Source organism: Maribacter aestuarii (assembly GCF_027474845.2).
Classification (GTDB): Bacteria; Bacteroidota; Bacteroidia; order Flavobacteriales; family Flavobacteriaceae; genus Maribacter; species Maribacter aestuarii.
Genome location: NZ_CP107031.2, coordinates 3815747 through 3832887, shown reverse-complemented (window position 1 = coordinate 3832887; position 17141 = coordinate 3815747). Strand labels below are relative to the sequence as shown.

16 protein-coding genes and 1 pseudogene are annotated in these 17141 nt (G+C 38.5%); 4 read left to right on the top strand and 13 right to left on the bottom strand.

The window, feature by feature from the left end:
• Nucleotides 1-17: 17 nt before the first annotated feature.
• The 8 genes and pseudogenes from N8A89_RS17500 to N8A89_RS17465 form a co-directional block, all read right to left on the bottom strand.
• Nucleotides 18-512: a gluconokinase gene (locus N8A89_RS17500; protein WP_281540364.1), complete on the bottom strand. Its 495-nt coding sequence runs from the start codon at nucleotides 510-512 to the stop codon at nucleotides 18-20.
• Nucleotides 505-1423, bottom strand: a pseudogene (gene miaA, locus N8A89_RS17495) (tRNA (adenosine(37)-N6)-dimethylallyltransferase MiaA). Before miaA ends, N8A89_RS17500 begins: the two are co-directional and overlap by 8 nt.
• Nucleotides 1416-2270 (bottom strand): ion transporter, encoded by an 855-nt coding sequence (locus tag N8A89_RS17490; RefSeq protein WP_281540363.1) that lies wholly within the window; start codon nucleotides 2268-2270, stop codon nucleotides 1416-1418. The pseudogene miaA and the gene N8A89_RS17490 overlap by 8 nt, the downstream one beginning before the upstream one ends.
• A 6-nt stretch (nucleotides 2271-2276) precedes the next feature.
• Nucleotides 2277-3641, bottom strand: coding sequence for an exonuclease domain-containing protein (locus tag N8A89_RS17485; RefSeq protein WP_289644685.1), 1365 nt, complete (start codon nucleotides 3639-3641; stop codon nucleotides 2277-2279).
• Between the two features lie 37 nt (nucleotides 3642-3678).
• Entirely contained in the window at nucleotides 3679-4332 is a 654-nt protein-coding gene (locus N8A89_RS17480; RefSeq protein ID WP_281540362.1) for a YggS family pyridoxal phosphate-dependent enzyme, read from the bottom strand.
• Between the two features lie 18 nt (nucleotides 4333-4350).
• The gene (locus N8A89_RS17475; protein ID WP_281540361.1) at nucleotides 4351-5580 is read right to left on the bottom strand and encodes a DUF1015 domain-containing protein; all 1230 of its coding nucleotides are present in this window, start codon (nucleotides 5578-5580) and stop codon (nucleotides 4351-4353) included.
• Nucleotides 5581-6474, bottom strand: coding sequence for a 3-hydroxybutyryl-CoA dehydrogenase (locus N8A89_RS17470; protein ID WP_281540360.1), 894 nt, complete (start codon nucleotides 6472-6474; stop codon nucleotides 5581-5583).
• Nucleotides 6471-7445, bottom strand: a complete 975-nt coding sequence (locus tag N8A89_RS17465) for a Gfo/Idh/MocA family protein (RefSeq protein ID WP_281543311.1) — start codon at nucleotides 7443-7445, stop codon at nucleotides 6471-6473. Before N8A89_RS17465 ends, N8A89_RS17470 begins: the two co-directional genes overlap by 4 nt.
• A gap of 141 nt (nucleotides 7446-7586) precedes the next feature.
• Here N8A89_RS17465 and N8A89_RS17460 point away from each other — a divergent pair, with 141 nt between their 5' ends.
• A complete protein-coding gene (locus tag N8A89_RS17460) occupies nucleotides 7587-8228 on the top strand; it encodes a protein-L-isoaspartate(D-aspartate) O-methyltransferase (RefSeq protein WP_281540359.1) in 642 nt (213 codons plus the stop codon).
• Between the two features lie 98 nt (nucleotides 8229-8326).
• Here the strand turns inward: N8A89_RS17460 and smpB are convergent, their stop codons facing one another.
• A complete protein-coding gene (gene smpB / locus N8A89_RS17455) occupies nucleotides 8327-8788 on the bottom strand; it encodes an SsrA-binding protein SmpB (protein ID WP_281540358.1) in 462 nt (153 codons plus the stop codon).
• 110 nt (nucleotides 8789-8898) lie between these two features.
• On the opposite strand from smpB, the gene N8A89_RS17450 reads away from it, so the two are divergent.
• On the top strand, nucleotides 8899-9648 hold the full coding sequence (locus tag N8A89_RS17450) for a DUF6503 family protein (protein WP_281540357.1): 750 nt from the start codon (nucleotides 8899-8901) through the stop codon (nucleotides 9646-9648).
• Here the strand turns inward: N8A89_RS17450 and N8A89_RS17445 are convergent.
• Entirely contained in the window at nucleotides 9626-10168 is a 543-nt protein-coding gene (locus N8A89_RS17445) for a SixA phosphatase family protein (RefSeq protein WP_281540356.1), read from the bottom strand. The two genes, N8A89_RS17450 and N8A89_RS17445, sit on opposite strands and share 23 nt — an antisense overlap.
• A gap of 83 nt (nucleotides 10169-10251) precedes the next feature.
• Here N8A89_RS17445 and N8A89_RS17440 point away from each other — a divergent pair, with 83 nt between their 5' ends.
• On the top strand, nucleotides 10252-11904 hold the full coding sequence (locus tag N8A89_RS17440) for a PorP/SprF family type IX secretion system membrane protein (RefSeq protein ID WP_289644684.1): 1653 nt from the start codon (nucleotides 10252-10254) through the stop codon (nucleotides 11902-11904).
• A 59-nt stretch (nucleotides 11905-11963) separates the two neighbouring features.
• On the opposite strand, the gene N8A89_RS17435 is transcribed toward N8A89_RS17440, so the two are convergent.
• Both N8A89_RS17435 and clpB read right to left on the bottom strand, forming a co-directional pair.
• Nucleotides 11964-12560: a TetR/AcrR family transcriptional regulator gene (locus N8A89_RS17435; protein WP_281540353.1), complete on the bottom strand. Its 597-nt coding sequence runs from the start codon at nucleotides 12558-12560 to the stop codon at nucleotides 11964-11966.
• A 108-nt stretch (nucleotides 12561-12668) separates the two neighbouring features.
• The gene (gene clpB, locus N8A89_RS17430; RefSeq protein ID WP_281540352.1) at nucleotides 12669-15269 is read right to left on the bottom strand and encodes an ATP-dependent chaperone ClpB; all 2601 of its coding nucleotides are present in this window, start codon (nucleotides 15267-15269) and stop codon (nucleotides 12669-12671) included.
• A gap of 163 nt (nucleotides 15270-15432) precedes the next feature.
• Between clpB and ytxJ the strand changes: the two genes are divergently transcribed.
• Entirely contained in the window at nucleotides 15433-15828 is a 396-nt protein-coding gene (gene ytxJ / locus N8A89_RS17425; protein WP_281540351.1) for a bacillithiol system redox-active protein YtxJ, read from the top strand.
• Between the two features lie 28 nt (nucleotides 15829-15856).
• Here the strand turns inward: ytxJ and N8A89_RS17420 are convergent, their stop codons facing one another.
• Nucleotides 15857-17041, bottom strand: a complete 1185-nt coding sequence (locus N8A89_RS17420) for a hypothetical protein (RefSeq protein WP_281540350.1) — start codon at nucleotides 17039-17041, stop codon at nucleotides 15857-15859.
• Between the last annotated feature and the right edge of the window lie 100 nt (nucleotides 17042-17141).

Genomic DNA, 17141 nt, shown 5'->3' with positions numbered 1-17141 from the left:
CCTTAGTTGGATGCTTTTTACGTTTCTAACACTTTTACAACAGTATTCACGATTTTTTCGGGGGAATTGTTAATTGACACTCTAATGGCATTTTTAGGAACCTCTAGGGTTTCAAACTGTGATTTTAAAAGTGCCGGTGGCATAAAATGATCGGTTCGTTGTGCCAATCGCTGATTAATTTCATCCATGCTTCCTTCTAGATATACAAAGCGACAATTTTCGTTTAGATGCTTGGAAAGTGTCTGCCGGTACGATTCCTTCAACGCGGAACAGGCAATTACGGCACCTTTGTTTTTATGTTCAATGGACAATCGATTCAGCCGCTCCAACCAACTCTTTCTATCCGTATCATTAAGGGGTTTTCCTTGCGCCATTTTTTCTATATTGGCCTTGGGGTGAAAATCGTCTCCGTCAAAGAAGGGGTAGTCCAACCTTTCTGCCAAGAGTTTACCAATAGTAGATTTCCCACTACCAGAAACTCCCATGACAAATATGATCACATCATTATTCATTTTTAAGCTCACTTAGTTTTTCTTCAATTTGTTGAATGGCCTCCTGTTTGTTGTAATCAAAATTGAGCCATAGCATATTTTGGCTTTTTTTGAACCAAGTAACTTGTCGTTTGGCAAATCGCCGGGTATTTTTTTATTTCAGCTATCGCAAATTCCAAATCTAGGGTTCCTTCAAAATATTTGAAGAGCTCCTTGTATCCTACTGTTTGTAAGGCATTCAACTCTTTAAAAGGAAATAATTTTTTCGCTTCTTCTACCAAACCTTCCGCAATCATTACATCTACGCGGGTATTTATTCGGTCGTATACTATCTTTCTGTCCGCAGTGAGACCCACATTCAATACCATGAAGTTCCTTTTTGGTTTCTTTTTGTTTAAAAATGAAGAGTAGGGTTTTCCCGTTCCAATACATATTTCCAATGCTCGTATTAATCGGTGCGGATTATTGGAATCAACTATTTTAAAGTATTCTGGATCCAACGATGCTAGCTTTTTTTGTAGGCTAGCGATACCATTATCTTTGAGTTCCTTATTTAAATCTCTTCTTATATTTGAATCTACTACTGGGAATCTGTCCAAACCAGAAATTACGGCATCACAATACAGGCCACTGCCACCAACCATTATGACATATTCCTTGGTTTCAAATAATTGCTCCAATTTTGTAATGACATCCCGTTCAAAGTCACCCACAGAATAAGACTCCTTAATACTCAAATGCTGTACAAAATGATGTGGTGCAGCAGTAAGCTCTTCTTTGCTAGGAACGGCTGTACCTATGGTCATTTCTTTATAAAACTGTCTGGAATCGGCAGATATGATTTCCGTGTTAAAATGTTGGGCCAGTAATACGGCCAACTTGGTCTTACCAATGCCTGTTGGACCTGTTATGGAGATTAGGATATTATTCATTTAATACACTCCCGCAATTATAACAATGCGTGGCATCATCCCTATGCCCTTCTTTGCTGCAGTTGGGGCAAGCTTGAGTGTTCACATGAACATATTGCTGTACATTACCGTCGGTTTTACCCTTACCCTGTTTACCAAACTCAACTGTAACAATGCCTGTGGGTACTGCAATTATCCCATAACCCAAAAGCATAATTATCGTTGCAATCAACTGCCCCTGTGGAGTGATGGGTGCAATATCTCCGTAACCCACGGTGGTCAATGTAACGATGGTCCAATATATACTCGTAGGGATACTCGTGAAACCTGCTTCATCGCCCTCTACAATATACATAAGCGTACCAAGCATTACGGAAACTATCAATACAGCGAACAAGAAAACGGTAATCTTTGCCCTGCTTGCTTTCAGTGCCTTTTTAAGTTGTGAGGCCTCACCTAAAAATTGGACAAGCTTCAAAATTCTAAATACCCTTAACAATCGAAATGCCCTAACCGCTAAAAGAACTTGAGAACCGGCCAAGATATAAGATAGATATAATGGTATGGTGGAAAGAAAATCGATGATGCCATAAAAACTGAATATGTAGCTCGTTGGTTTTCTAATGCAGATGATCCGGGCAATATATTCTACCGTAAAAAAGATAGTTACAATCCATTCCAGTGTCAAAAGAACTCCATGGTATTCCGCATCAATTTCCTTAACACTCTCTAGCATTATCAGAATAACGCTGAAAATAATGATGATAAAGAGCAAAATGTCAAACAACTTACCCATTGGAGTATCCGCTTCATAGATTATCTCATGAAGTTTAAGCTTCCATTCTGCCTGTGGCTTTTGCTTGCTCACTTCAGGTCAATTAAGTTGAATAGTTTTCAAAATCCTTTTTTTCCTTAAGTATGATTCTAGGATAAAATTGGCATTTTCGGTGCCGTCCATTGGTGTAATAAGGCTTTCTAAGATATGAATATTATTTATTTGATGGTTCAAATCGTAATAGCCGGTACCTACTAAGGATCCTTTTTTTACGAGGATTGCGCTATATTCTCCAATCTCTCGCCCTTTGTCCACTAAGAGTACATTCTTATCCCTCAAGCTATATTTTGCAACGGCCTCATGTACGCGCTGGTTATAATTGCTTACATCCTCTTTTCGAATACAAGCGCCGAAACATTCTCCCTTTTCGTATTTGGAACAGTTCTTCTTCGCTTTGCTAATACCATTGAGCTTGTCACAAAGCTTAAACTCTTCAGTAATTTTGTATAAATGGTTTTTAGCACTGAATACACCATTGAATACCCCCAGCCTATCCTTACATTCGCGATTAGGTAGCACTCTCAGTTCTCTATACCCATTTTCGTTCTTAGAACTGCACAACACATGGGAGAACATTCGCTTTTTGGGAATGATATTGTATTTGGGTCTGTTCCTTATAAGTTCTTGATGTTCCTTTAATAATGCCACGAGTTCACTTCCCGTTTGCTCAAAGGTCACCTTTTTGGTTTCCTTTATCAATTTTCGGAATTTTGTACTACTTCTTGTGAATAACTGATTGACCCTTTTTTTAATGTTCGTGCTCTTGCTCAAATAGATAACTTCACCATCTTTATTATGTGCATAAAACACTCCCGTTTCATTGGGCATACTCCGAACGATATCCAGTTGTTTTTCCGAAAGTTCGCCTTGAGTTTCTTTACGAATAACTTCCTTTATGATTGTTTTCTCGGAATCTTTGTTCAGTAATAGCTTAAACAGTTTAATGGTTGCCAACGCGTCCCCATTGGCCCTGTGACGGTCACTTACTGGAATCCCCAGGGAACGTACCAATTTGCCAAGGCTGTAAGATTCAGCATCTGGTAATAATGCCTTGGATAAATCTACTGTGCATAGGGTTTTGCGCTCAAAATTGTAGCCGAGCCGTCTAAATTCGGTTCTTAGGATGCGGTAGTCAAATTGCGCATTGTGGGCAACGATTACGGTGTCCTGGGTAATTTCCACTATTCTCTTGGCAACCTCATGAAATTTCGGGGCGGTCCTAAGCATCTTATTGTTGATGCCAGTAAGGTTCACCACAAAGGGTTGAATGTCTTTTTCTGGGTTTACCAAACTAATAAACTTATCCACCACTTTTTGCCCATCAAACCTGTGTATAGCGATTTCGGTTATCCCTTCTTCGTTATATTTCCCCCCAGTTGTTTCAATATCCAGTATCGAATACATGTATACTTTTCAAAAATTTAGAATCTATTCCTTGATTTTACTTTCTAGCACCAAAGATACTACTTCCAATACGCACCATGGTACTTCCCTCTTCAATGGCCACCTGGTAGTCCCCACTCATGCCCATGGACAGGATTTCCAAGTTCTTAAAGTTCGATTTCAGTGACTCAAAGAGGGTTTTAAGCGATTTAAATTCCCTCCTCACTTGTTTCATATCATCCGTTAACGTTGCCATACCCATTAATCCTTTTATGGTTACGTTTGTAAGTCCCAAAAATTCTGAATTGTCTACCAGCTCCTTCAACTCTTTTTCATCGAAACCAAATTTGGTATCCTCCTCGGCAATGTGAACTTGCAAAAGACAGGGTATTTTACGATTATACTTCTTACCCTGCTTATTAATTTCTTTTAATAGTTTTAGACTGTCTACACCATGCACGAGCGCGACATATTCCGCCATGTACTTGACTTTGTTTCGTTGCACATGACCAATCATGTGCCACTCAATGTCCTTGGGTAAAATCTCCCATTTCTCCGTCATTTCCTGAATTCTGTTTTCCCCAAAAACACGTTGCCCTGCATCGTAGGCTTCTTTAAGATCACTAACAGGCTTGGTTTTGGAAACGGCAACTAAAGTTACGTGCTCCGGCAGTGTTGCCAGAATGGTTTTTATGTTTTCGGTTATCGACATTCTTTATTCTCTAAATTTTTAAATCTCATAGATAGCGAGCCCACTTCTTAATTTTGGTTCTATATACGTGCTTTTTGGAGGCATGACCAAACCTGCATCTGCAATCTCCTTAATTTCCTTTATGGTAACTGGAAGCATACTGAACCCCACTTCAAAATTACCGGAATCTATCTCATTTTTCATATGTATGCTGTTATGTTTTCCACAACCATATGCTATACGTTTATCATTTCTCAAATCTGATATTCCTAAAATAGGCTGTAATATCGTCGTATATAGGATTTGAGTGTCCAGCCTACTTAAAGCATCCGTAAAATTATAGACTTTCTTCCTTAAGTATAGCGCATAGAACTCTCCATCCAAATACATACTGAAATGATTTTTTCTAGATGGTCTGTAAAGCATGGCACCTTTATTCTCTATTCTATAATAAGCATCTAAACGGATTAGAAATTCTTCCTTGTCAAGTCCATTCAAATCTTTAATCATTCGGTTGAATTCATAAATCTTTATTTCGGATTCAGGGATTAGATAGCTCATAAAAAAGCTGGAGGCTTTTTCTGTATTGACATTTTTATTGTCCAACAAATTGCACAGCAGATCTGAGGACGCGCTTCTATGATGACCATCGGCTATATATAATTTTTTTACTTTCTTGAATTCTTCCTCTATTTGCTTGCATGTTTCGATCTCGGAAATTACCCAGAGCTTATGTGTAACCTTATCGGTTGTTGTAAAGTGATAGTCTGGGCTCTTACTCTTTTGGGATTCCATAAGATTTTTGGTGCTTAAATTTTCTTCATAGGTCATTAACACGGGCTCTGTGTTAAATCTTACGGTTTTCAAATAGTTGGCGAACAATTCCTCTCGTCTTTTTATAGTATCCTCGTGTTTTTTTATGATACCGTTCCTATAATCCGCAACTGAAGTAGCACAGAAAAGCCCGTAAGACTTAAAATCTGAGTTATTAATCTCGTACAAATAATATCCTGGTGATTTGTCTTTTTTGAAAATACCCTCCTCCAAAAATTCCAAGTACCGATTACGTACTAAAGCAAACCTTTTGCTACCAGTAACTTTCTTATCGAACTTAAATCCGGGATTAATTATATGTAAGAATGTAAATGGGTTGAATTTAAGGCTGGCTTTAAGTTCATTTTGTGAATACTCCTGATAAGATTTTGAAACGACAAAGGCTACCTTGTCCTTAGTAGGCCTTATAGCCCTAAAAGGTTTTACGTCTGCCATTTATCTTTTTGAAAATTGATTTGATACCGTTTCCGCTTTTTTGCTTTGAGAATAATCGTAGAATCCTTCCGCTGATTTGACACCTAATTTGCCTGCAGTGACCATATTTACCAATAGGGGAGATGGTGCATATTTCGGGTTTTTAAATCCCTCGTACATTACATTAAGAATGGAAAGGCATACATCCAGCCCTATAAAATCAGCCAATTGTAAAGGTCCCATAGGATGTGCCATTCCCAGTTTCATAACTGTGTCTATCTCCGAAACTCCTGCCACGCCGTGATGCAAGGTTTCAATAGCCTCATTTATCATGGGCATTAAAATACGATTTGCCACAAATCCGGGATAGTCGTTCACCTCGGTGGGTGTTTTTTCCAATTTTAGAGATAAGTCCATAATAGTTTTGGTGGTTTCATCGGAAGTACTAAAACCTCTAATAATCTCAACCAATTTCATTATCGGAACTGGATTCATAAAATGCATGCCAATTACTTTTTCGGGTCTATTCGTAACGGCGGCAATTTGGGTAATGGATATGGAAGAAGTATTGGTTGCTAATATGGTGTCTGTGCCACATACTGCATCTAACTCCTTAAAAATATTGAGTTTAACATCAATGTTTTCACTGGCTGCTTCAATCACTAAATCAGCGTTCTTGACCCCGCTTTTTAAATCAGTAGTTGTTTTTATATGATTTAAGGTACTTGATTTTTGAGATTCGGTGATGTGCTCTTTGGTAATCATTCTATCCAAATTTCTGGTAATGGTAGCGATACCTTTTTCCAGTGCCTCTTTGGATATATCGACCAAGTTTACGGCATAGCCATTTTGAGCAAATACATGGGCAATTCCATTACCCATGGTACCTGAGCCAATTACTGTAATATTTTTCATAATTGTTTGGTTTTAAAAGAGTCGATTATCGCTAGCGCAACCTTTAAGGCTTCTGTTCCCTGTGCTAAGGTGACCACTGGTGTGGAGTCGGCATTAATGGCGTCAGCAAACGATTCCAATTCGTCTAAAATAGCATTATTGGTATCAATAGATGGATTCTCAAAATAAATCTGTTTTTTAACCCCTTCGGCATTTTGGAGTATCATGTCAAAATCTCCAGGGTTTTCGGGGGCATCCTTCATTTTAACAACTTCTACCTTTTTCTCCAAGAAGTCTATCGAAATATAAGCGTCCTTCTGAAAGAACCTGGATTTACGCATATTTTTTAATGATATCCGACTGGCGGTAAGATTTGCTACACAACCGTTCTCAAATTCCAACCTTGCGTTCGCAATATCCGGTGATTGGCTTATTACCGAAACTCCGCTCGCATTGATTTGGGTGACTTTTGAATTTACGACACTTAAAATGGCATCAATATCGTGTATCATTAAATCGAGCACCACAGGAACATCAGTTCCCCTTGGGTTGAATTCCGCCAAGCGATGCGTTTCTATAAACATTGGCTTATTTATCAACTCCTTTACGGCCGTAAATGCAGGATTAAACCGTTCTACGTGGCCTACTTGACCTTTAACACCGTATTCCTGTGCTAACTTTAAGAGTTCTTGAGCCTCTTTAAGCGTGCTAGTTATAGGTTTTTCTATAAAGACATGTTTACCTTTTTCTATCGCCTTTTTTGCACTATCAAAATGATAAACGGTAGGGGTTACAATATCGATAACGTCTACGGCATTTAACAAATCATTTATTTTTTCAAAGTATTTATAGCCAAATTCATCGGCAACTTTCTTTCCGGTGGCCACATCGGGGTCATAGAAACCAATCAATTGGTATTTCTGGGACTCTTTCAGTAATCGCAAATGTATTTTTCCAAGATGTCCAGCCCCTAAAACCCCTACTTTCAACATAGTTTTCATTTTTCCCAAAAATAAGCATAGTTTATAAGTTTAGGGGAATCACTTTTCATATTTGGCATCGCTATAACTTTTTATTGGGATGTTCTTTTGTAATTATATGTTTCCTAACTTTGAGTTTCAAACCAACTACCATTGAAAGATACCTTTAAGCATAAGGGAATGCGCAATAAATTGGCGCAAGTATTAATTGAGAAGGGAATAACGGATAAAACTGTTCTGGACGCTGTACGAGCAGTGCCTAGACACATGTTCATGGACAGTAGTTTTGAAGGGCACGCCTATCAGGACAAAGCTTTTCCTATTGCCGCGAACCAAACTATCTCACAACCGTATACCGTAGCTTTTCAGACGGAACTTTTAGATTTAAAACCAAATCAGACCGTTCTCGAAATAGGGACGGGGAGTGGCTATCAGACGGCGGTCTTATTAAAATGTAAGGCTAAGGTCTATACCATAGAAAGGCAACTGGAACTCTTTAAAAAAACCAGTCTGTTTTTTAAGAAAATGGGCTACCGGCCTAAGAAATTTATTTTTGGCGATGGATATAAAGGTCTTCCTGAAAATGCTCCTTATGATGGTATCATTGTTACCGCAGGCGCACCAGAGGTGCCAAGGGCACTACTTTCTCAATTAAAAGTAGGTGGGAGATTGGTGATTCCCGTAGGTATTGAGGACCAAATCATGACAGTGTACACACGTAGTTCAGAAAAGGAATTTGAAAAGACGGAGTATGGACCTTTCCGTTTCGTACCACTTTTAGAAGATAAAAACTAAGCGACAACTACTTCGGTGTTAGCCCACAATCCATTCGGAAGGAAATAATTTTAAATTTTCGTAGTAAGCCTTGGGTCATTTAAATCTAGATTATCGAGTTAATTATTAAAATCCTTCTTGATGCGAGCAAGGTTTCGTTTGTTGTCCCTGTCCTTAATGGTTTCCCTCTTGTCATAAAGTTTCTTACCCTTGGCCAATGCAATTTGTAATTTGGCCAGTCCCCTTTCATTAATGAATAGTCTTAGGGGAACTATGGTAAGCCCCGAAGTTTTAACTTCTTTCGCCAATTTTTTTAATTCTCTTTTATTGAGTAATAGTTTTCTTTCCGCTTTTGGTTTGTGGTTAAAATGGGAGGCATGGGAATATTCATCTATCTGCATGTTGATGACAAATAGCTCGTCCTTATCGTTAAATTCGCAAAAACTCTCTGTAATGGATGCTTTTCCGTAGCGTATGGATTTAATTTCGGTCCCGGCCAGAACAATCCCTGCTGTAAATTTGTCTAACAATTCGTACTCAAAACGGGCTTTTTTATTCTTTATGTTGATGTTGTTCTGCATGCTCAACAAAAATAAGGACAATTAAATAATCCTATGGATTTTTAAAAGGAAATAAAACCTTTCTTTTGTAATGAAAGCTTCATTTTCACGAACCATAGAGAAAAACATCAATGAAAAAAATAATTGGAATATTTCTGATTTTAATCTTGTTTTCATGCAAACAGCATGAAGACTTGCCCACTGCGCAGGCTATTGTTGATAGTAGCATTGAGGTCAGTGGTGGGGAACGCTATGATAAAAGTCAGATTTCATTTGATTTTAGGGATAGACAGTACAGCTCAGAACCTATAGGAAAGCAGAAAATTTTAAAACGTAGAATCAAAAATGATACGCTTGACTTATTGGACGTTAAATCTCCAATAAAATTTGAGCGCTATTCCAACGGTAGTCTGGTTATTCTTCCTGATAGTACCGCGAATACCCTTGCCAATGCGGTAAACTCCGTCCATTATTTTGCGTATTTACCCTATGGTTTAAACGATGCAGCGGTGAACAAAGAACATTTGGGAAAAGTCACAATTAAGGAAGAGGAATATTATAAGGTAATGGTCACTTTTGACCAAGAAGGTGGTGGGGATGATTTCGATGACGTTTATATATATTGGTTTAATGCACGATCCTATAAACCAGATTATTTGGCCTACGAATTTCATGTTAATGGTGGGGGACAACGATTCAGGGAAGCTTTCAACGAAAGGTTAGTAGGCGGGATTCGTTTTGTTGATTATAAAAACTATAAGTCCAATGATTTAGACGTCCCTATTTATAAAATTGATAGTTTGTTCGAAGCAAATGAACTGGAGCTACTTTCCGAAATAAGGCTGGAGAACATTGCCGTTAGTCAGGGCAATTACAATTAAAGATAAGTTTAGTGTCGGTGGCTACTCCATTAACTATTTGCACAATAAATAAGCTTCCGTTTTCACTATCGTCTATTTGGCTATATTTTTCTTCCCCAATTAGTTTGTTCACAAAATCTGGAGTGGTATTGCTATGCCCAACAACCAGCACTTTTTTGTTCAGGTTATCTGTTTTAAACTGCTCAAAGTCAATGGTTCTAGGGTCATAATATTGCACATCAACATTCTTTTTTACCGAAGTAGGTGCAGCCGTCATGGACGTCCTGTTGAAATCCGTAGAGTAGATAGCATCCAAATCCACATCGTTTAAGATTTCGGCCCAATGCATTGCTCTTCCAAGTCCTTCTTGATTTAATTCCGGGTCTACATCGTCAGTATCTGTTCTATCCTTTTCTGCATGTCTTATTAAATAAATAGTAGAAATAGCTGTGTCTTCATTATTGTTTTCTAGAGGTTTATCCTCTTTGCAAGACACGGAAAATAAAAAGACGCTTAAAACGATTAGAGTGACAGCTTTCATCTGTATTATGGATTAATGTAATTAACAAACTAAAATTAATGGAAATTAATACGAAACATAGTCTATTTTTTGTTTTTTTGCATATGAAATTTTTATGTGGGACACTTCTTATTGTTTTTGTAATTTTTGGTGTAAAAGCACAAGAACCTGTCCTGCCTGCTGATTTTCGGCAGCACAATCTAACTGAGTATAATTCCAGCTTATTAAATCCCGCCTACGTCTTCGATCGAAACAATGCCTCATCCGTAGCCTTTTGGGCAAGATGGCAGTGGCAAATTCTGGATGCTGATCCTACGTCCCTTTTTTTAAGTTATTCTAGGGATATCAATGAATCTTCAGCCGCTAGCATTGGTTTTTTTCAACATAATACAGGTATTTTCATTAACACCGGCGGAGCATTGAATTATGGTTATGAATTTGAATTGATGCCTTTGGTGCGTCTTGGCGTAGGCATAAATGTATTTGGCTACCAACAAAAGTTGGCGGATCAGCGTTTTTTTCAACCAAACCCAATCCAGACATCCATTACGAACGATTTTGTTTTACAGGTGGCCCCAGGGATTAATCTGAAGATTGATAAGTTTAGTCTAGGTCTTGCCTCCGAGAACTTAATTGACTATAACTTCAGCACGAATGAGCGTAACACGAGTATATCCGGAACCTCTTTGTTTGCACTTGCTAGTTATGACTTTCCTGTACGCATAGGTAATTTAGAGGGAAATTCAGTTTTTAGACCTGCTGTTTACATTAGGACCATACCTGGTTTGGATACGCAAGCCGGCTTAAACGCGTTATTGTCCACCAGTAAATTTTGGGCACAAGGGGGGTACAACAATTTTTATGGGATTTCTGCGGGTTTCGGTGGACGATTTTTCAAACGAGTATCTATCGGGGCCTTGGTTGAATTTGGGATAAGTTCCGAACTTGATGGTCAAGACCCTTCATTTGAACTTGTGACAGCCTATAAGCTTGGCAGCCCGGAAGTTTCAAAAGAAGAAGAGCAAGAACAGTTGATAGCAGAAGAAAAGAGCAGGGAAGAAGAAAAATTAAAAGAGGAATTGGCAAAGACTGAAGAAGTGGCCAACAAGGAAATCTCCAAAGAGAACGAACGTTTGGCAAAAGAGAATGCAAAACGAATCAAAGACTCCATTCAGGAGGTTAATAAAGCTTCTGAAATTGCTGTAAAGGAAAGCAGAAGGGATTTAAGAAGAAAAGCGGACTCTATTCAAAAAGTACAGGAGCAAGAAGCTTTGGCAGAAGCAAGAGCTCTAGACCAAAAAAGAATACAAGATTCCTTAGCCCTGGCAGCAAAGGCAAAAGAAGAAGCAATTGCCATGGAACAAAAACGTGTTCAAGATTCAATTACCTCAGCGCAATTGGCTCAAGAAGAAATTGCCAAAAAGAAGGCTGAGTTAGAGAGGTTGGCGCAACAGAATGAAGTTGTGAAACCACAGGCAGGAGAAAAATATGAAGAGGTAGCCAAAGAAGGGGTCTTGGAGCCAGGTTATTACTTGATAGCCAATGTTTTTGGTACCAAACGTTATTTTGATGCATTTATGACCGACCTCCGTAAGAAGGGACTTGAACCGAAATCATTTTTTAGGGATTCGAACAAGTATAATTATGTGTATTTGGAAAGATATAATTCCATTCAAGAAGCACGAAAAGCACGAGATTCTAACTTTGGAGGAAAGTATCCGGAAAAGACGTGGATATTCAGGGTAGTTGGAAAATAATTGTGGAGATTAGCAGCAAGTGAATACAGCAAGTATTCAGTGCGTTTGAAGGAACTAAACTACTTTTTGAGCTCAATTTTAATTAATACCTCCAAATAAGCTATCGTATTAAACAAATATTTTCTATCCTTGGTCAGCGTGGCCATAGTGATGGCTCCCTGTATCATGGTAAACAGTTGTTTGGCAAATTGAAGCGGGGTTACTGGAAGTCTTATCTCTTCCTTGTTTACGCCAGTTTCCAAGGCCAAGGCAATCTTGCCTTCAATCTCTTTGATGGTTTCCTTCACAGCGGCCGCCAACAAACTATTGTTGTGCTGTGCGTCTACACCTACGTTTAAAATAGGGCAGCCTCCCATGTCCAAAGTAAAAATGTCGTATTTCTTGTAAAACTCGGTAAGGTTAAAAATTTTATCCAAAGCAGAACCAGGAATAGCAAGCCTTTCTTCTATTCCATTCAAGAGCGTCTTTCTGTTATGTTCAAAAGCAGAAAGTGCTAATGCCTCCTTATTTTCAAAATTACCGTATAATGCACCTTTGGTAAGACCGGTAGCTTCCGTGAGGTCGCTCATGCTGGTGCCAATATATCCATGTTTATTAAAAACAGGCGCAACGGTCTCTATGATATAGGCGGTAGTTCTTTCAGCTTTGGTAGACATGCATGGCGGTTTTATGCGAAGATAAAAAATCTATACTGTATGGTATAAATTGTTCATAAAAAAAGCTCCCAAATATTTTGGGAGCTTTTACCTTTTAAAGATGATTGCTTATACCACCAAGTCATTTTGGTTTCTAAAGACCAAGGTGTTGTCAAAAGAATCCAATAGCACAACACTATCCGCTTTAATTTCCCCACTTAACAGCGCTTTGGACATATTATTAAGCACTTCCTTTTGTAGCGTTCTTTTTACTGGCCTTGCACCATATTGTGGGTCGTAGCCCTTGTTCGCCAAGAAGTCTATGGCCTCATCGGTTGCGTCTAAAACAATTTGTTGTTTACTCAACATCTTTTTCAATAGCTCCAATTGTAGTTTTACAATTTTTCTAATGTCTTCCTTGCTCAATGGAGTGAACATGATAATATCATCGATCCTATTCAGGAATTCAGGCCGTATCATTTTCTTTAACAAGCCTAGAACCTCGACCCTTGCAGCTTCGGCCGCACTAAAGTTATCTTTTGAATTTTCAAATTTCTCCTGAATGATTTCACTTCCCATGTTACTGGTCATGATAATAATTGTATTCTTGAAATCCGCAACTCTTCCCTTATTGTCGGTCAATCGACCTTCATCCAATACCTGTAAAAGTATATTAAAGGTATCCGGATGCGCTTTCTCTATCTCGTCCAACAGCACCACTGAATAGGGTCTTCTTCGAACAGCTTCTGTCAACTGACCACCCTCATCATAACCAACATATCCTGGGGGAGCTCCTACCAATCTACTTACGGAGTGCCTCTCTTGGTATTCGCTCATGTCAATTCTAGTCATGGCACTCTCATCATCGAACAAATAAGATGCCAAGGTTTTGGCAAGCTCGGTTTTACCAACACCTGTGGTACCTAAGAAAAGGAACGAACCAATAGGTTTTTTCTGGTCTTGAAGGCCTGCGCGACTTCTTCTAATCGCATCAGAGACGGCGTTAATGGCTTCCTCCTGTCCCACGACCCTTTCATGTAGCACATCTTCCAATTTCAACAGTTTTTCACGCTCACTTTGAAGCATTTTAGTAACTGGTATTCCGGTCCATTTGGCAACGACTTCTGCAATGTCATCATTAGTTACCTCCTCTTTAATTAAAGTCCCTCCTTCTTGCTGAGCTGCTAGTTCCTCTTGTAATGTGGTCAAATTCTCTTGGGCTTCCTTTATTTTCCCGTATCTAATCTCCGCTACTAGGCCATAATCACCATTGCGTTCGGCTCTCTCGGCATCGGCCTTGAAGTTTTCAATATCCTGTTTTGTTTTTTGAATATTGTCCACTACAGATTTTTCGCTTTCCCATTGCGTGAAAATTTCGTTCCTATCTTCTTTGACATTGGCCAACTCCATATTCAACACTTTCAGCTTTTCTTTATCATTTTCTCGCTTAATGGCCTCAATTTCAATTTCCAACTGCATTATTTTTCTGTCTAGTACATCAAGCTCTTCGGGCTTTGAGTTGATTTCCATCCGTAATTTGGAAGCTGCCTCGTCCATTAAATCAATAGCCTTATCCGGTAAGAAACGATTTGTAATGTACCGTTGGGATAGTTCCACTGCCGCTATTACTGCTTCGTCCTTTATACGGACTTTATGATGGGCCTCGTATTTCTCCTTTATTCCCCTTAAAATGGATATTGCACTTTCGGTATCTGGTTGGTCTACAACGACTTTTTGAAATCTTCGTTCTAGTGCCTTGTCTTTTTCAAAGTATTTCTGATATTCATCCAATGTGGTTGCCCCAATGGCTCTAAGTTCACCTCTAGCCAAAGCAGGTTTAAGGATATTGGCGGCATCCATAGCACCTTGCCCGCCACCGGCTCCTACCAATGTATGTATCTCGTCAATAAAAAGGATAATATCTCCTTGGGCATCTGTGACCTCTTTTATCACGGCCTTTAAACGTTCTTCGAATTCTCCTTTATATTTTGCCCCGGCAATCAAAGCTCCCATATCTAAGGCATAAAGAACTTTGTCCTTTAAGTTTTCCGGAATGTCTCCTTGAATAATACGGTGGGCCAGACCTTCTGCAATTGCGGTCTTACCCACTCCGGGTTCACCCACTAAAATTGGATTGTTCTTGGTCCTTCGAGATAAAATTTGAAGTACCCTACGGATTTCTTCGTCCCGACCTATGACCGGATCCAACTTACCACTGTCCGCAAGTTTATTTAAGTTTTTTGCATACTTCTCCAAAGAATTATAAGTTTCCTCTGCACTTTGTGAAGTAACGTTGCTTCCCTTCCGCAATTCGGCTATGACCGCTTGTAAATCCTTTTCATTGGCTCCTTGGTCCTTTAGGATTTGAGCAATTTTGCTTTTTGATTTAAAAATCGCCAAGAATAGATGTTCAATGGAAACAAATTCATCTCCCATTTTTTTGGCAAGTATCGTGGCTTCGTTCACCGTTTTACCGGCTTCTCGGGAAAGCACAATATCTCCACCCTCTACTTTAGGAAAAGTCTGCATTTCCTTATCCAGAATTTGCTGTAGCATACCAAAATTGATACCTAATTTTTTAAGGATAAAGGGAACTACATTTTCTTCAACCTCTGTAATTGCTTTAAAAATATGCTCGTTCTCTATTTGTTGATGCCCCATTTCTTGGGCTAAGAGCTGTGCCCGTTGAATGGCCTCCTGGGATTTTATAGTAAAATTATTAAAGTTCATTTTATATATGTTTTAATTAAGTGTCTTAATTTTGAGGATTGGATTGCAACAATCCTACCAAGTAAAATCACACGACATAATGTCGGTAAAACACTTGATGTAGAGGACAATAAGTCAGTATGTAAGGTTAGTAATTAAGGGAGACCTAATCAAAAAAAATGACATGGGAATATTAGGAGGTTTGTTTGGGAATAAAGAAGACAACAAAAGAGAAGAACTGCCAAAAGTTCCTTGGGTGCCGTTGGAATCGATGGAGCAGCTAGATGAAATAAAGACGAACTCTAAAGGTGTGCCCCAAGTAATCTTTAAACATTCTACGACCTGTGGAATTAGTAGAATGGTGCTGAATATGTTTACGTCCTCTTATAATTTGGAACCCGGTCAAATGGACTTTTATTTTTTAGATTTACACGCTTTCAGGGGAATATCGAATAAAATAGCGGAAAGGTTTCAGGTCATGCATCAATCACCTCAACTTCTGGTTATTAAAAATGGTGTAGTGGTGGCACACGATTCACATGGAGCGATATCGGAAATTGATTTGGAGCAATATATATGAAAAAGCCCCGGATTGCCGGAGCTTTTTATTAGTTGAATGTTTGTCTGTTCAGGATGGTTTTTAAATTCCCTTTTAAGTCCTCTCCCGCATCATATACCATTTGCTCGTTTGTTGGAAATGGAACTCTTGCTAATTGTAGTAAAGATACTAGTTCATTGTCCAATGCACGCTTATCTCCATCATAATTGGCGTATACATGCTCAAATACGAACTCACTTGCCAAGGGGTATTGATTAATTTGCTGCTTTTTCTTTAAGTCCGTGAAATTAACAACACCGGTTACTTGAGCACTTTTGAATTGTGTAAATTGATAGAAATCGCACCTCACAGTTTTAAAGTTATCAATCTTAATTCTATTTCCAAGACTATCTCTAACCACGTTACCTTCCTTGTCCAAGGCATATTTATAACCATCCTTTATTTGTCTTTCCTTGCTTATTTGTTTTTCACTTATTTGTTCCGGAGAAATAAGAATGTCTTGGAAAGAAACTTGCATCTTGTAATCATAGTTCAAATTGGACATTCTGTTCGTGTGATACTCCGTCCAAAGATTGTTAAGCCCGTAAGTATTAAGATTCAGTAACTCATCCTCTAATCTTTTTGGGATAACCTTGTCCGTATTATTGACCATTTCCACAACCACATAGTCCAAACCTTGTTGATAGGCCTCTTCCATAAGTTGTTTGCTATCCTTGTAATTTGGATTTATGTCCTCCAGATATTTTAAGTCATTATATGCTTGTCTGTAGTCCATCTTATTTATGGCTTGATTCAGTAAGGTTACTGCCCTGCTGTACAAGTAATCAGATAATTTTGTTTTTGAGCTTAAGATAGCATCATCATAGTTGTTAAAATTGAACCTAGCGTTTCTACCTTCCTCTACAATTTGTAGTGGCAATAAAGGTCTTATTCTTTGCTGAATGGACTTTAATCTGCTGTAGGCTTCAAATATTTCTTCGTAGTTCGCTGGATTGCCATCTTTTTTGAGAAATTTTATTTGCTGAAGCTCTCGTTCTGTATTTTTCTTGAATCCTTCTTCCAACAATGCGATATAAGGCTGATTACTTTTTTTGTTCTTGTTTTCGGCAATGTTTATAATGGCCTTATTAATGGCCGCTTCGTAATTACCTGAATTTAGGGCTTCCTGTGTCTTCTTAACTCCACTACAAGAGCATAAGACGATTAATACACTATAAAGAAGAAATTTTCTCATGATTTGATTTTTATGGTTTGTAGGTATACTTTTCAATTGCCGTGCCATAAATTGTTTTGATGATAACGTTAAAGGTTCAAGAATAGTGTAAATCGGTTGC

What these genes read in the sequence shown, in the direction of transcription:
- N8A89_RS17500 (WP_281540364.1), bottom strand. Translation starts at nt 512, where the DNA reads ATGAATAATGATGTGATCATATTTGTCATGGGAGTTTCTGGTAGTGGG.
- N8A89_RS17485 (WP_289644685.1), bottom strand. Translation starts at nt 3,641, where the DNA reads ATGTATTCGATACTGGATATTGAAACAACTGGGGGGAAATATAACGAA.
- N8A89_RS17480 (WP_281540362.1), bottom strand. Translation starts at nt 4,332, where the DNA reads ATGTCGATAACCGAAAACATAAAAACCATTCTGGCAACACTGCCGGAG.
- N8A89_RS17475 (WP_281540361.1), bottom strand. Translation starts at nt 5,580, where the DNA reads ATGGCAGACGTAAAACCTTTTAGGGCTATAAGGCCTACTAAGGACAAG.
- N8A89_RS17470 (WP_281540360.1), bottom strand. Translation starts at nt 6,474, where the DNA reads ATGAAAAATATTACAGTAATTGGCTCAGGTACCATGGGTAATGGAATT.
- N8A89_RS17465 (WP_281543311.1), bottom strand. Translation starts at nt 7,445, where the DNA reads ATGTTGAAAGTAGGGGTTTTAGGGGCTGGACATCTTGGAAAAATACAT.
- smpB (WP_281540358.1), bottom strand. Translation starts at nt 8,788, where the DNA reads ATGCAGAACAACATCAACATAAAGAATAAAAAAGCCCGTTTTGAGTAC.
- N8A89_RS17450 (WP_281540357.1), top strand. Translation starts at nt 8,899, where the DNA reads ATGAAAAAAATAATTGGAATATTTCTGATTTTAATCTTGTTTTCATGC.
- N8A89_RS17445 (WP_281540356.1), bottom strand. Translation starts at nt 10,168, where the DNA reads ATGAAAGCTGTCACTCTAATCGTTTTAAGCGTCTTTTTATTTTCCGTG.
- N8A89_RS17440 (WP_289644684.1), top strand. Translation starts at nt 10,252, where the DNA reads ATGAAATTTTTATGTGGGACACTTCTTATTGTTTTTGTAATTTTTGGT.
- N8A89_RS17435 (WP_281540353.1), bottom strand. Translation starts at nt 12,560, where the DNA reads ATGTCTACCAAAGCTGAAAGAACTACCGCCTATATCATAGAGACCGTT.
- clpB (WP_281540352.1), bottom strand. Translation starts at nt 15,269, where the DNA reads ATGAACTTTAATAATTTTACTATAAAATCCCAGGAGGCCATTCAACGG.
- ytxJ (WP_281540351.1), top strand. Translation starts at nt 15,433, where the DNA reads ATGGGAATATTAGGAGGTTTGTTTGGGAATAAAGAAGACAACAAAAGA.
- N8A89_RS17420 (WP_281540350.1), bottom strand. Translation starts at nt 17,041, where the DNA reads ATGAGAAAATTTCTTCTTTATAGTGTATTAATCGTCTTATGCTCTTGT.